The sequence below is a fragment of the Micromonospora endophytica genome (assembly GCF_003236305.1).
GTDB lineage: Bacteria > Actinomycetota > Actinomycetes > Mycobacteriales > Micromonosporaceae > Micromonospora > Micromonospora endophytica.
In genome coordinates this window covers 1-13,592 of the sequence record NZ_POTX01000175.1, presented here as the reverse complement: position 1 = coordinate 13,592, position 13,592 = coordinate 1, and the positions used below count along the sequence as shown (strand labels likewise).

The window sequence follows — 13,592 nt, the reverse complement described above, 5'->3', positions numbered from 1 at the left end:
CCGCTGACCCGCCCTCGGCCCCCGCCTCGACCCAATCGCCGCCGTTGGTGCCGCTGCGGGTGCGGGTGCTGGTGCGCCAGCGGGCGCCGGTCAGGTCACTCGTAGCACTCTCCCCGGATGGCATCGATCAGCTTCATCGCTTCTCGCTCATCGAGTGCGAGGAACTCCAGCCCCCGCCAGACCCGCTCGTAGGGCGCTTTTCGCACCAAGAACCCGGCCGGCGCCCGGTTGATCCACACAGTTTCGGGGAAGTTGCTGCCTCCGCCGCAGGCTGACCCAGCAACTTCCCCGAAACTGTGCGATCTGCCGCTAGTTCTAGGTCGTCTACCCGGGCACGGCGGTATTCGGATCCATGGCGGTCGGGCCGCCGGTTGCGTCCCGTCGGCCCCTCACCCGCCGGTTGCGTCCCGTCGGCCCCTCGCCCGTTGTCGCATCCACTGCCGCTCACCCGCTGTCCGTCGCCCCGCCGCCTCGGCGCCCTGCCGCCCCGCCGCCCTGCCGCTTGTCGGCGCGGTCCGCGGCGATTTCGGCTGGTGATTACGCTGCGCAGCAAGCTGGTGTGCTCCGGCTGCTAATAGGGGGCCCTTCCTATACACGAGGCGTTAATAGGGCGCCCCTCCTTACACGCCCAGGGCGTGGGCGATCTCGGAGCGTAAGGTTGCGATGGCGCTCGTCGCGCGCAAGCGTGCCGCACTTACGTCGCCGTTCGCGGCCGGTTCCACCACTTCGAGGTACGCCTTGAGTTTCGGCTCGGTGCCGGAGGGGCGGATCACCACTCGGGCGGTGTCGGTACGCAGGATCACCACGTCCGCCTCGGGGAGCAGATCACGGGTCTCGGTGACCGGTTGGCCGAGCAGCATGGTCGGGGTGGTGGCACGGATGCGGGCCATCGCGTCGGCGATCAGCCGCAGGTCGTCGACGCGTACCGAGAGTTGGTCGGTGTGGTGCACGCCGAACTCGGCGGCCAACTCGTCCAGTCGGTCGGTGAGGGTGCGGCCCTGTGCCTTGAGGCCGGCGGCCAGTTCGGCGACGGTGAGCGCGGCGGTGATGCCGTCCTTGTCCCGGACGTGATCGGGGGCGACGCAGTAGCCGAGGGCCTCCTCGTAGCCGAAGACGAGTGGTTCCCGGCCACCACCGGCCCGGACGATCCACTTGAACCCGGTGAGCGTCTCGTCGTACGGCAGGCCCCGGGCGGCGCAGATGGCCCGCAGCAGCGAGGACGACACGATAGTGGTGGCGTACAGGCCGGTCACGCCGCGCCGCATCAGATGGTCGGCGAGCAGTACGCCCACCTCGTCCCCGCGCAGCATCCGCCAGCCCGAGCCCGAGCCCGAGCCCGAGCCCGAGCCCGAGCCCGAGCCCGAGCCCGAGCCCGAGCCCGAGCCGGTACGGACCGCTACGGCGCAGCGGTCGGCGTCGGGGTCGTTGGCGATGGCGAGGTCCGCGCCGGTGGCGTCGGCGAGCGCGATCAGGTGGTCCACCGCGCCCGGCTCCTCCGGGTTGGGGAAGTTCACGGTGGGGAAGCGGGCATCGGGCTCGGCCTGGTCCGGCACCACCCCGGGCACCGGGAAGCCGGCGGCGGCGAAGGCGGCGGTGAGGACTGTCGCCCCGACGCCGTGCAGCGGCGTGTACGCCACGGTCAGGTCCCGAGGGCCGCCGGCGGGCACGACCTGCACGGCTCGCGCGACGTACCCGGCGACGAGGTCGTCGCCGAGCACCTCTCCGGGTGCGCCGAGGGGCACGTCGGTCGAAGGGCCGACCGCCCGGATGGCGGCCTCGATGCCGGCGTCGGCGGGCGGCACGATCTGCGCCCCGGCACCCAGGTCACCGCCGAGTCCGGCACCGAGGTAGACCTTGTAGCCGTTGTCCTGCGGCGGGTTGTGGCTCGCGGTCACCATCACCCCGGCGGCCGCGTTCAGGTGCCGCACCGCGTACGCCAGCACCGGGGTGGGCAGCGGGCGGGGGAGCAGCAGTGCGGGGCGACCCGCGCCGGTGGCCACCTGGGCGGTACGGGCGGCGAACTCCCGGGAGCCGCGCCGGGCGTCGTACCCGATCACCAGCGGGCCGGTGCCGCCCTGGGCGGCGAGCCAGGCGACAAGCCCGGCGGCGGCCTGGGTGACGACCGCGAGGTTCATCCCGTTGGGGCCGGCCCGCAGCGGCCCGCGCAACCCGGCGGTGCCGAAGGTCAGTGGCCCGGCGAACCGGTCGGCCAGCTCGGGTGCGCTGGCCGGGAGTCGGTCGAGCACCGCACGCAGCTCGGCCCGGTCGGCCGGGTCGGGGTCGTCGGCGAGCCAGCGCTCGGCTCGCTCGCGGATGGTGTCGAGGTCAGTGGTGTCCGCCGCCATGCCTCTTGATAGCACGGCGGCGGATCATCACGAGTGTGCGCCCCGGCTCAGCCGGCGGCGGTGAGCTGGAACGACTTCACCATCTCGTCGTAGATCGGCTTGCTCTCGGCGAAGCGGGCGTCGGTCGAGGTGAGGTAGAACGAGTACATCTTCCCTTCGTGGGCGACGCCGTGCCACACGCCGTGCCGCATGTTGTCGCCATTGCCGCAGGTGTACTCGAACTCGGCCGACGGCTTGCCGGCGAGTTCCTTGGCCTCCATCGAGACCTGGGTGTACGGCTTGGCGCAGGAGGTCGACTTGGACTTCAAGAAGTCCTCGGCCACCTCGGCCCAGCGGGTCGAGGTGCCGTTCCACGGCTCGTTGAGGATGCGGACCCGGCGGCCACTGTCCTCCGGGTCGGTGTAGTCGATATAGACGCCACCGCTCGCCTTCTTCCAGCCCTTGGGCACAAGTATCTGCACCCCGCGCGCGGAGTGCTCCTGCATCTCCAGGGCGGGGCCCTCCTCGGCCGAGTTGGACGGCCCGGCGGTCGGGGCCGAGGGCGGGCTGTCGTCGCCGCCGGAGAAGATTGTCACGGCGATGAGCAGGACCAGGACGAGACCGGCGGCCGCGGCGAGCTGAACCTTGGGTGGCCAGCCTTTCACGGTGTCGACCAGGCGGGTGCCGGCGACCTTCGCCCGGTCGAGCGGGCTGCCGCCGCCCGCACCACCGCCGCCCGGCCGGGGCGGTGCCCCGTAGGGCTGGCTGGGCGCCGCCGGCCACTGACCGGCACCGTAGCCACCGAGCTGCTGGGTGGCGTCGGGGTGCCCGCCGCCGTGGCCGCCGATGCGCTGGGTTGCGTCGGGGTGCCCGCCGATGCGCTGGGTGGCCTCCGGCGCTCCGCCGTAGCCGAACACCGCGGGCCCGACGCGCTGGGTGCTGTCGGCCCCGATCCGCTGGGTGGCCTCCGCACCACGATCCGTACCGCCGATGTGCTGGGTGGCTTCGGCGCCGCCGATCCGCTGGGTCGCCTCGGCGCCGCCGATGTGCTGGGTGGCCTCGGCGCCGGCGCCGTAGGTGCGGCCGACCGGTGACGGGGAGAAGGTGGCCTGCTGGGCCGGCCGGGCCATCGCGTCGGCGCTGGTGTCCTGCATGGAGCTGGCGCTGGGCGTGGTGGCCGTGCCGGGGCGTTCGCCCCGGCGGAGCGCGGCGAGCCGGTCGGTGAGCGACTCACCGGGTGCGAGCATCGCCGAGCCGCCGATCTGCCCGCTCGGTGCCGGCTTCTTCGGCGCCGGTGCGCTCACCGGTGCGGGTTGCTGCGGCACCTGCATCACGGAGTACGGGTCGGTCATCGAGGTGACCGCCGCGGCGTTGCTGCTCAGCGGGCCGGCGAGCAGCTCACGCAGCATGGCGCGGGCGGTGTGCACGTCGAGTCGACGGGCCGGGTCCTTCTCCAGCAGGCCCATCAGCACCCGGGTCAGCGGACCGCTGCGCTGGGGCGGGGCCGGCGGGTCCTCGACCACCGCGTGCATGGTCTCGATCGGGTCGCCACGGTCGAAGGGTGGGCGACCCTCCACGGCGGTGTAGAGCGTCACGCCGAGGGAGAACAGGTCGCTCGGCGGGCCGAACTCCTGACCCATGGCCCGCTCGGGCGAGATGAAGTGCGGTGAACCGAGCACCATGCCGGGCGTGGTGAGCTGCACGTCGGTGGGCATCCGGGCCACACCGAAGTCGGTGAGCACGCAGCGCCCGTCGGAGCAGATCAGCACGTTGGCCGGCTTGACGTCGCGGTGCAGCACACCTATCGCGTGGGCCACCTCCAGCGCGCCGAGCAGGGCGATCCCGATCTTGGCGACCACCCGCTGGGTGATCGGACCATCCTCGATCACCATGTCGGCGAGGCTGCGCGCGTCGAGCAGCTCCATCACGATCCACGGCCGACCGCTCTCGGTGACCACGTCGTACACCTGCACCACGGCCGGGTGGGCGATGGCGGCGGCGGCACGGGCCTCGCGCAGGGTGCGTTCGTACATCTGGTCGCGGTCGCTCGGGGCCAGGCCCGGCGGGAGGATGACCTCCTTGACCGCCACGTCGCGGCGCAGGAGTGTGTCTGTGGCCCGCCAGACCGTACCCATGCCACCGTTGCCCACCGTGGAACGCAACGAGTACCGGTCACCGATGACGGTGCCGGGTGTCGCGCGGCCGTTGGTGGGGATGCTGACTGGTCCGCCGCTCCACGTCGGGATCTGAGTCACAGAAAAGCCACCGGGGGAAGTCGAGGGGGGCTGGGACACAACCTCCCTATCTTGCTGGTTCGGACGCCCGATGCGAAAGCCGGTGCGGGGGACGATTACCGTATGGAACGGTACGCGTCCTCGCGTTCACCTTCAGTGACGAGCGATTGTGCTGCATCCCTCACCCGGTGAATGGCCTGCTCGTCCTACCATCCGGTGATGAGCGAACGGCGGTTGAGCGAGTCCGGTTTCCCGATCAAGGGCGTGTACACGGAGGCCGACCTTCCCGGCGACCTGGACTCCCGGCTGGGCGCGCCGGGCGAGTTCCCGTACACCCGCGGGGTCTACCCGACCATGTACACCTCCCGTCCGTGGACCATGCGCCAGTATGCCGGGTTCGGCACCGCCATCGAGTCCAACGCGCGGTACCACCAGTTGTTGCGGGCCGGCACGATGGGCCTCTCGGTCGCCTTCGACCTGCCCACCCAGATGGGCTACGACTCCGACGACCCGATCGCGCACGGGGAGGTGGGCAAGGTCGGCGTGGCCATCGACTCCATCGAGGACATGCGGCTGCTCTTTGCCGGCATCCCGCTGGACAAGGTCTCCACCTCGATGACGATCAACGCGCCCGGCTCGGTGTTGTTGCTGCTCTATCAGCTCGTCGCCGAGGAGAACGGCGTACCGGGTTCGGCGCTCAACGGCACCATCCAGAACGACATCCTGAAGGAGTACATCGCCCGGGGGACGTACATCTTCCCGCCGAAGCCCTCGTTGCGGCTGGTCGCCGACACGTTCGGCTACTGCCGCAGCGAGATACCGAAGTGGAACACCATCTCCATCTCCGGCTACCACATGGCCGAGGCCGGTGCCTCGCCGGTGCAGGAGATCGCTTTCACGCTGGCCAACGGCATCGAGTACGTCCGTGCCGCGATCGCCGCCGGGCTCGCCGTCGACGACTTCGCGCCCCGGCTGTCGTTCTTCTTCGTCGCCCGGACCACAGTGCTGGAGGAGGTGGCCAAGTTCCGGGCGGCCCGGCGGATCTGGGCCCGGCTGATGCGCGACGAGTTCGGGGCGAAGAACCCGAAGTCGATGATGCTGCGCTTCCACACCCAGACCGCGGGTGTGCAGCTCACCGCCCAGCAGCCCGAGGTGAATCTGGTGCGGGTGGCGGTGCAGGGGCTGGGCGCGGTGCTCGGCGGCACCCAGTCGCTGCACACCAACAGCTTCGACGAGGCGATCGCGCTGCCCACCGAGAAGGCGGCCCGGCTGGCGCTGCGGACCCAGCAGGTGCTCGCGTACGAGACGGATCTCACCGCCACCGTCGACCCGTTCGCCGGGTCGTACGTGGTGGAGGCGATGACGAGTGAGATCGAGGCGGCGGCGGACGCGCTGATGGCGCGGGTCTTCGAGCACGGTTCGGCGGTGGACGCGATCGAGGCGGGCTTCCAGAAGCGGGAGATCGAGCAGTCGGCGTACCAGGTCGCCCAGGAGATCGACTCGGGTGAGCGGGTGGTGGTCGGGCTGAACCGGTTCGCCATCGACGACGAGGAGCCGTACGAGCCACTGCGGGTCGACCCGGCGATCGAGGCGGCGCAGGCCGAACGGCTGGCCAAGCTGCGTGCCGAGCGGGACGGCGCTGCGGTGGACCGGGCCCTGGCCGAGCTGCGGACGACCGCGGCGGGCACCGGCAACGTGCTGCACCCGATGAAAGCCGCGCTGCGCGAGCGGGCAACTGTGGGTGAGGTCTGCGGGGCGCTGCGCGAGGTGTGGGGGCGCTACCGCCCGACCGACCGCTTCTGATTTCCATTCACCGGACGAGAGACTGCGGAGCGTGTCGGGCGGGCGGTTGTCGGGTACTGCTCTCAGGTGATCTCCAGGACGCACACAGTGTGCGGTCGGGCGGCTCCGGAGCGTGTGAATGTCATACGGGTGCCGGTCGCCGGGCGTGGCCGGGTAGTCGGCATACGGTCAGTTAATGCCTCTGGCTAATGCGACAATTCGGAACACCGGCGGCAGATTCCGGAAAGTTCCTGGCCAGTGTGGCCCGGTTACGCGTTGTAGGAGGTGGGGGGCGGATGACTGCGTTCAACCGCGATCTACCTGCTGTCTCGTGCGTCCAAGGGTGCTCCGAGCAGGGCATACGTGACGCTGTGCGGTCCGACCATCACCGGAACGAGGTTGCGCAGAGTTACCGTCGGGGGTCTACGCTGTCTGCTGTTCCCGATGATCCATCCATCCCTAGTGATCGAGAATTCGACGTGACGAGTGCGCTGACGATGCCGACCGGCGACGAGCTGGCGGCGTCCTGGCCGGAGGCCCCGCCGCCCGGTGCCCAGCCCCTGCCCTTCGAGCTGGACCACCTGCTCGCGCTCCGGGTACCGGGTCTGATCGCCACGCGCCGTCACATCCACTCGCATCCGGAACTCTCCGGCGCGGAGTTCGAGACCGCCGCGCTGATCGCCCGGGAACTCGCCCTGGCCGGCCTCAACCCACGGCTGCTGCCCAAGGGCAACGGGGTGATCTGCGACATAGACGGTCGACCGGACGGCCCGGTCATCGCCCTGCGCGCCGACATCGACGCGCTGCCGCTGACCGACGTCAAGGACGTGCCGTACCGCTCCACGGTGGAGGGCGTCTGCCACGCCTGCGGCCACGACGTGCACACCACGGTCCTGCTCGGCGTCGGCATGCTGCTCGCCCAGCTCGCGGACTCCGGCGAGCTGCCGGGCCGGGTCCGGTTGATCTTCCAGCCCGCCGAGGAGATCCTGCCCTGCGGCTCGCTTGAGGTGATCGAGGCCGGTGGCCTCGACGACGTGGTGCAGATCTTCGCGCTGCACTGCGACCCGAGCCAGCCGGTCGGCAAGGTCGGCCTGCGGGTCGGCCCGATCACCGCCGCCGCCGACAACGTCACGGTCCGGCTCACCGGGCCGGGTGGCCACACCGCCCGACCGCACCTGACCGTCGACCTGGTCGACGCGCTCGGTCGGCTGATCACCGAGGTGCCGGCCCTGGTCAGCCGGCGGGTGCCGGCGAACAGCGGGCTGCTGCTGGTCTTCGGTCACGCCACCGCCGGCACCCGGTACAACGTCATCCCCTCCGAGGCGTCGGCCTCCGGCACCCTGCGGGTGATGGACCGGGACGCCTGGGAGTCGGCTCCCAAGATCGTCTCCCAGGTGGTCCGCGACGTCATCGCACCGACCGGGGCCACCGTCGACCTGGAGTACCTCCGCGGCCGCCCGCCGGTCAGCAACGACGCACAGGCCATCGCCGTGCTGACCGGCGCGACGATCGCCGCGCTCGGTCCGGAGGCGGTCGCGGAGACCCCGCAGAGCATGGGCGGCGAGGACTTCTCCTGGTACCTGGAATACGTCCCCGGCGCACTCGCCCGGCTGGGGGTCGGCCGCTCCGGGCCGAACGTGGACCTGCACCGCCCGTCGTTCGATGTGGACGAACGCGCCATCCCGGCGGGCGTACGCCTCATGGTGCAGACCGCGCTCCAGGCACTGGCGGCGGTGCGCTGACCCCCGGCGGTGGCGGCGCACCGACCGGGGTGGCGAGCGGCGCGGCGAGCGGACGCTCCGGGGGCCGGTTGCGGCGGCGTCGACGGCTGAGCCACCACAGCGCCCCCAGCGGTACGCCCAACACCAGCAGCCAGGGCAGGACCGCACCGAGCACGGTGAGCAGGACGGTCATCGAGGCCAGGAAGGCCCGCCAGCCGCCGCTGAGCCCGACCAGGAAACCGAGTGGGCTCTCCTCCTCGGCGGTGCTCGCGTCCGGTCCGACCAGGCTCACGTTGATCGTGGAGAGCGCCGTCAGGTCGCTGAGCCGCCGCTTCTTCGCCTCCAGCGAGGCGAGGTCGGCCTCCCGGCGAGCCAGTTCGTTCTCCACCGCCACCAGGTCGCTTATCGAGCTGGCCCGGGCGAGCAACCGGCGGGCGCTGTCCACCCGGGCCCGCTGGCTGGCGATCCGCGCGTCGAGGTCGACGGTCTCCTCGGTGACGTCCTGGGTGTTGATCTCCCGGCTCTGCTGGTCGCCCAGGCCCGCCAACTCCTCCACCACCGCGTAGAACCGTTCCGCAGGCACCCGTAGCTGCAACTCGGCCACCGCGTCGGCCTCGGCGCTGTGCCGCTGGTCCCCGCCGACGAAACCGCCGGCCCGGGTCGCGATGCCGACGGCGTTGCGGGCGGCGGTCTCCACATCCTCGACCGTCACCCGCATCGCGCCGGTGTAGATGATCGACCGCTGGTCGACCCGGGTGTCGGTCGCCGCACCGGCACCCGCCTGCGTCTCCTGCCTGGCGTCGCCACCCTCCTGGGCGGGCGCCGCAACTCTGGCGTCGGTCGCCGCCGAGTCGTTGCTGCCGCTGTCGCCGCTGTCGCTGCAACCGGCGAGCAGCAGCAGGGCCAGGCCCACCGCCACCGCCACCGTGGGCGACCGGCGGGCTCTCGTCACGTCCATCCCCGTTCCCCTTTCCGCGTCGGGTGATAGCTCGGACGCCCCGCGCCACCCCACGGGTTCCGGCAGACTGCGCTCAGGACGTCACGATTCGATATGGGAGGCATCACGATGCGGCTCACCAAGTACGCCCACTCGTGCCTACGGGTCGAGCACGACGGGGGAGTGCTTGTCGTCGATCCCGGCATGTTCAGCGATCCGGCGGTGGCGCTGGACGGGGCCGACGCGGTGCTGATCACCCACGAGCACCCCGACCACGTCGACGTCGAGGCGGTGAACCGGCAGCTGGCGCGGCGTCCGTTCGTCATCCACGCCCCCGCCGCGCTGGCCGGCACCCTCGGCGACGCGGCCGAGGCACTGCACCCGGTCGCGCCAGGTGAGTCGTTCACCGCCGCCGGCATCCCGGTCCGCGCCTACGGCGGCCGACACGCGGTGATCCACCCCGACATCCCGGTGGTGGAGAACCTCGGCTACCTGATCGACGAGGTCGTCTACCACCCCGGCGACGCCCTGTACGTCCCCGACGACGTCTCCGTCGACACGCTCTTCGCCCCGATCCACGCGCCCTGGTCGAAGTTCTCCGAGGTGGTCGACTTCATCCGGGCGGTGGCCCCGCGCCGGGTCTTCGCGCTGCACGACGCCCTGCTCAACGCCAACGGGTACGCGGTGCTCGACCGGCAGTACACCGCCCTGTCCGGCAGCACGTACCAACGGCTGGAGCCGGGCAGCCGGATCGACGGCTGAGGCGATGGCCGGCCCCCCGAGCGATCTCGTCGAGCGGCTCTACCGGACGCCGCCGGACCGGTTCGTCGCCGCCAGAGATGCCGCCGCCACCGAGGCGCGCCGGGCCGGCGACCCCGCCTCCGCCCGGGAGATCGCCCGGTTGCGCCGGCCCACGGTAGCTGCCTGGCTGGTCAACCTGCTCGCCATCGAGCGTCCCGAGCTGGTGGCCGAGCTGGTGCAACTGGCCGACGCGCTGCGGGCCGCGCAACGTGAACTGCGCGGCCCGCGCCTGCGGGAACTGTCGGCGCAGCGCCGGGCCGTGGTCGGCGCGCTCGTTGCCGAGGTACGCCGGCTCGCCGCCGCGGCCGAGGGGGCACCCTCAACCGGAAAGCTGCCACTGGCGGAGGTCGAGTCGACCCTCAACGCGGCGCTCTCCGACGCCGAGGTGGCCGAGCAGGTCCGCGCCGGTCGGCTGCTGCGGACCGTGCACTACGCCGGGTTCGGCGAGGTGCCCCGGCCGCAACTGCGCCTGGTCACCGGCGGTGAGGAACCGCCCGCACCCGCGCCGGCCCGCGCACCTCGGCCGGACCGTGGCGAGGTGCGGGCCGAGCAGGCGCGGCGAGCCGCCCGGGCGCAGTGGGCACGGCGCCGCAAAGCGCTGGAGAAGGAACTGGCGCGGGCGCGTACCGATCAGGAGCGGGCCGAGACGGAGCTGGCCGGCGCGGTGGCGACCGAGCGGGACGATGCCGCCGCCCTGGACGCGGTGGAGACGGAACTGGCCGAGGTGGAGCGCCGGCGGGCCATCGCCGAGCAGGAGTTGAGCCGGGCCCGGTTGGCCCGGCGGGCGGCCGAACGCACGGCAAGCGCCGCCCGGCGGCGGACCGGTGAGGTTGAGGCCGCGATGGAGGCGCTGGTGGCCGAGGAGGGGGATGCCGACGACGGCGACGGCGCGGCAGACTGATCCTCGTGGACGGACCTACGGCCGCATCCCTGATGGACGGACCCGCACCCGACGCCTCGGGCAGACATCGCTCAGGGGGCGCGGGATGACGCCGGAACAGGTGGCCGCGGCCAGCAAACCGGCAGTGCTGGCGCTCGGCGAGGCGTACAACAGGTGTCCCACCACCCTGCACCGGGCCCGACTGTTGGGCATCTCGGGCTGGGCGTTCTACATCACCGGCCGGGCCGGCGCGCTCGGCGACGTCCGCGCCGACACCGCAGCCGCCGCGCTCGGCTTCATCGCCCCCGACGCGGTGGCGGACGGCTGGGACGCCGCCGCCCGCACGGTACGACCGGGCGAGGTGGCCGCCGCCAGCCTGGCCGAGTGCTGCCGCTGGGGCGACGAGCACCTCGCCGCGTTGCCCGGCGTCGAGCGCCTCGCCACGCTGCTGGAACGGGCGGTCGCAGCCGCCGACGCCAGCGGAATGCCGCTCTTCGCGGCGTGGCGGGCCATGCCATCGATCGCGGAGCAGGCGGGTGCCCGGGCCGCCGTCGGGCTGCGCGTGCTCCGGGAGCACTTCACCGGTGCCCACCTGCTCGCCGTACGGGCGAGTGGGATGAGTCCCCGGGAAGCGGTGCTGGCCGGCCCGGAGGGAGAGAGCGGGGCGGTGGCCTGCGGCTGGCCGCCGCCGTACCCACCGGTCGGACCGCTGGTGCGGCGGCGGCTCTGGGCCGAGGCGGTGACCGATCGGCTCGTCGCACCCGCGTTCGCGGCCCTCGGTCCGGTCGACGGCGCCGAGCTGGTGGAGCTGCTGGGTGCGGCGCGTACGCACCATCAGGGCTGACGAACCATCCGAAACCGGGATGGATCACTGCGGCTGCGGGGCCGGCGCTCGACGTGACAGCGCCCGGTAGCAGACTGGGGGGGTGCGAAACGCGCTACGCCGACGCGGTGCCGGTGGGGCGGGACCGCAGCTCGAGGACATAGTCGTCCGGCGCGCCCGCCTTCTCGGCGGCGTTCGCGATCTCCGACACGTACCACGAGGTGGGCAACCCGCCCTCGTAACCGTCGAAGACGTAGACCCAGGCCGTCACGTCGCCGTCAAGCGTCGAGACCCGGACGGTCAGCTTCCGGTACGTGCCGGAGGTGACGCCCTCGATCTCGTCCAACTGAGCCGCGTCGTACGGGTGGATGTCGTAGAGCGCGACGAACACCCGGTCGCCGGGCGACTCGACAACGGTGCTGACCGCGCCCTCCCAGCCGATGACGTCCTCACCGGCGAAGGTGAGCCGCCAGCCCTCCAGCCAGCCGACGCCCACCATCGGCGAGTGCGGGCAGTAGGCCCGCATCCGGGCTGGGTCCAGGTTCGAGCCGTAGGCGGCGTAATGACGCACGGCGATGACGATAGCCCGGCCAGCGGGTGGGGGAGAATACGGGCGGTGCGTGTCGCACATGTCGGGCGGAGAAAGTCACTGTGAGCATGGACGAGGGGCGGTCGTGGTGAGCCGGATCGTGATCATCGGCGGGGGACCGGCGGGCTACGAGGCGGCCCTGGTCGCCGCCCAACTGGACGCCGACGTCACAGTCGTCGAGGCCGAGGGGGCCGGTGGCGCCTGCGTGCTCTCCGACTGCGTCCCGTCGAAAACCTTCATCGCCAGCTCGGAGGTGGTCACCGGGTACCGCGACACCGAGGTGTTCGGGGTGCACTCCGACGGCCTGGAGGCGGTCACCGTCGACGGCCGGGCGGTGAACGAGCGGGTCAAGCGGCTCGCCCTGGCCCAGTCCGCCGACATCCACGCCAAACTGCTCAAGGCCGGGGTCACCTTCGTCTCCGGCCGGGCCCGGCTGGGTGAGGACACCCTCGGCCACACCCACCGGGTGATCGTCACCCCGGACGGCGAGGAGGCGGCGTACGGGATCGACGCCTCTACGGTGCTGATCGCCACCGGCGCGACCCCACGCCAGTTGCCCACCGCGCTGCCCGACGGCGAGCGCATCCTGACCTGGCGACAGGTGTACGACCTTCCCGAGCTGCCGGAACACCTGATCGTGGTCGGTTCCGGCGTGACCGGCGCCGAGTTCGCCAGCGCGTACCTGGCGATGGGGATCGAGGTGACCCTGGTCTCCAGCCGGGACCGGGTGATGCCGCACGAGGACGCCGACGCCGCCCAGGCGATCGAGCGGGTGTTCCGCTCCCGGGGCATGAGCATCCTGAACAACTCCCGCGCCGAGGGCGTCCGTCGTACCGCCGACGGCGTCGAGGTCGAGCTGAGCGACGGCCGCAAGGTGTCCGGCTCGCACGCGCTGATCGCGGTCGGCTCGATCCCCAACACGGCCGAGCTGGGTCTGGCCGAGTACGGCGTCGAGCTGGCGCGGGGCGGCTACGTGACGGTGGACCGGGTATCCCGTACCAACGTGCCCGGCATCTACGCGGCCGGTGACTGCACCGGCGTGCTGCCGTTGGCGAGCGTCGCCGCGATGCAGGGCCGGATCGCCATGTGGCACGCGCTGGGTGAGGCGGTCCGGCCGCTGCGGCTGCGTACCGTCTCGGCGAACGTCTTCACCGACCCGGAGCTGGCCACCGTCGGCGTCTCGCAGGACGAGGTGGACGCCGGCAAGACCCCGGCCCGCCAGGTGATGCTGCCGCTGGGCGGCAACGCCAGGGCCAAGATGGACGAGGTGGTCGACGGTTTCGTCAAGCTGTTCTGCCGCCCCGCCAGCGGCCAGGTCATCGGCGGTGTGGTGGTCGCCCCGAAGGCCAGCGAGCTGATCCTCCCCATCACCCTGGCCGTGGAGAACAACCTCACCGTCAACGAGCTGGCCCAGACCATCACCATCTACCCCAGCCTCTCCGGCTCCATCTCCGAAGCCGCCCGCCAACTAATGCTCCACGAACTCGAATAACCCCACCCC

General features: G+C 72.0%; 9 protein-coding genes and 2 pseudogenes. 6 read left to right on the top strand and 5 right to left on the bottom strand.

From position 1 onward, the window contains the following. Positions 1 to 620: 620 nt before the first annotated feature. The 3 genes and pseudogenes from C1I93_RS33310 to C1I93_RS21820 form a co-directional block, all read right to left on the bottom strand. Positions 621 to 1,322 (bottom strand): annotated as a pseudogene (locus C1I93_RS33310) (phosphohexomutase domain-containing protein); the annotation flags it as partial. Positions 1,323 to 1,388: 66 nt separating this feature from the next. Continuing rightward, positions 1,389 to 2,345: pseudogene (locus C1I93_RS33305) on the bottom strand (phosphohexomutase domain-containing protein); the annotation flags it as partial. Positions 2,346 to 2,392: 47 nt separating this feature from the next. Then, positions 2,393 to 4,579: a protein kinase domain-containing protein gene (locus tag C1I93_RS21820; protein WP_111245158.1), complete on the bottom strand. Its 2,187-nt coding sequence runs from the start codon at positions 4,577 to 4,579 to the stop codon at positions 2,393 to 2,395. A 198-nt stretch (positions 4,580 to 4,777) separates the two neighbouring features. On the opposite strand from C1I93_RS21820, the gene C1I93_RS21815 reads away from it, so the two are divergent. Further along, the gene (locus C1I93_RS21815; RefSeq protein WP_111245162.1) at positions 4,778 to 6,361 is read left to right on the top strand and encodes an acyl-CoA mutase large subunit family protein; all 1,584 of its coding nucleotides are present in this window, start codon (positions 4,778 to 4,780) and stop codon (positions 6,359 to 6,361) included. Positions 6,362 to 6,819: 458 nt separating this feature from the next. Beyond that, on the top strand, positions 6,820 to 8,082 hold the full coding sequence (locus tag C1I93_RS21810) for an amidohydrolase (protein WP_111245157.1): 1,263 nt from the start codon (positions 6,820 to 6,822) through the stop codon (positions 8,080 to 8,082). On the opposite strand, the gene C1I93_RS21805 is transcribed toward C1I93_RS21810, so the two are convergent. Further along, positions 8,039 to 9,019, bottom strand: a complete 981-nt coding sequence (locus tag C1I93_RS21805; protein ID WP_111245156.1) for a DUF4349 domain-containing protein — start codon at positions 9,017 to 9,019, stop codon at positions 8,039 to 8,041. The two genes, C1I93_RS21810 and C1I93_RS21805, sit on opposite strands and share 44 nt — an antisense overlap. Before the next feature lie 108 nt (positions 9,020 to 9,127). Between C1I93_RS21805 and C1I93_RS21800 the strand changes: the two genes are divergently transcribed. From C1I93_RS21800 to C1I93_RS21790, 3 genes are all read left to right on the top strand, one after another. Then, on the top strand, positions 9,128 to 9,760 hold the full coding sequence (locus C1I93_RS21800) for an MBL fold metallo-hydrolase (protein ID WP_111245161.1): 633 nt from the start codon (positions 9,128 to 9,130) through the stop codon (positions 9,758 to 9,760). A 4-nt stretch (positions 9,761 to 9,764) separates the two neighbouring features. Further along, on the top strand, positions 9,765 to 10,700 hold the full coding sequence (locus C1I93_RS21795; protein ID WP_111245155.1) for a hypothetical protein: 936 nt from the start codon (positions 9,765 to 9,767) through the stop codon (positions 10,698 to 10,700). Positions 10,701 to 10,785: 85 nt separating this feature from the next. Next, positions 10,786 to 11,523: an SCO6745 family protein gene (locus C1I93_RS21790; protein WP_111245154.1), complete on the top strand. Its 738-nt coding sequence runs from the start codon at positions 10,786 to 10,788 to the stop codon at positions 11,521 to 11,523. Positions 11,524 to 11,617: 94 nt separating this feature from the next. Here the strand turns inward: C1I93_RS21790 and C1I93_RS21785 are convergent, their stop codons facing one another. Further along, positions 11,618 to 12,073, bottom strand: coding sequence for a gamma-glutamylcyclotransferase (locus C1I93_RS21785; protein ID WP_111245153.1), 456 nt, complete (start codon positions 12,071 to 12,073; stop codon positions 11,618 to 11,620). A gap of 106 nt (positions 12,074 to 12,179) precedes the next feature. Between C1I93_RS21785 and C1I93_RS21780 the strand changes: the two genes are divergently transcribed. After that, a complete protein-coding gene (locus C1I93_RS21780) occupies positions 12,180 to 13,583 on the top strand; it encodes an NAD(P)H-quinone dehydrogenase (protein ID WP_111245160.1) in 1,404 nt (467 codons plus the stop codon). The last annotated feature ends 9 nt before the right edge of the window (positions 13,584 to 13,592 follow it).

What these genes read in the sequence shown, in the direction of transcription:
- C1I93_RS21815 (WP_111245162.1), top strand. Translation starts at nt 4,778, where the DNA reads ATGAGCGAACGGCGGTTGAGCGAGTCCGGTTTCCCGATCAAGGGCGTG.
- C1I93_RS21805 (WP_111245156.1), bottom strand. Translation starts at nt 9,019, where the DNA reads ATGGACGTGACGAGAGCCCGCCGGTCGCCCACGGTGGCGGTGGCGGTG.
- C1I93_RS21800 (WP_111245161.1), top strand. Translation starts at nt 9,128, where the DNA reads ATGCGGCTCACCAAGTACGCCCACTCGTGCCTACGGGTCGAGCACGAC.
- C1I93_RS21795 (WP_111245155.1), top strand. Translation starts at nt 9,765, where the DNA reads ATGGCCGGCCCCCCGAGCGATCTCGTCGAGCGGCTCTACCGGACGCCG.
- C1I93_RS21790 (WP_111245154.1), top strand. Translation starts at nt 10,786, where the DNA reads ATGACGCCGGAACAGGTGGCCGCGGCCAGCAAACCGGCAGTGCTGGCG.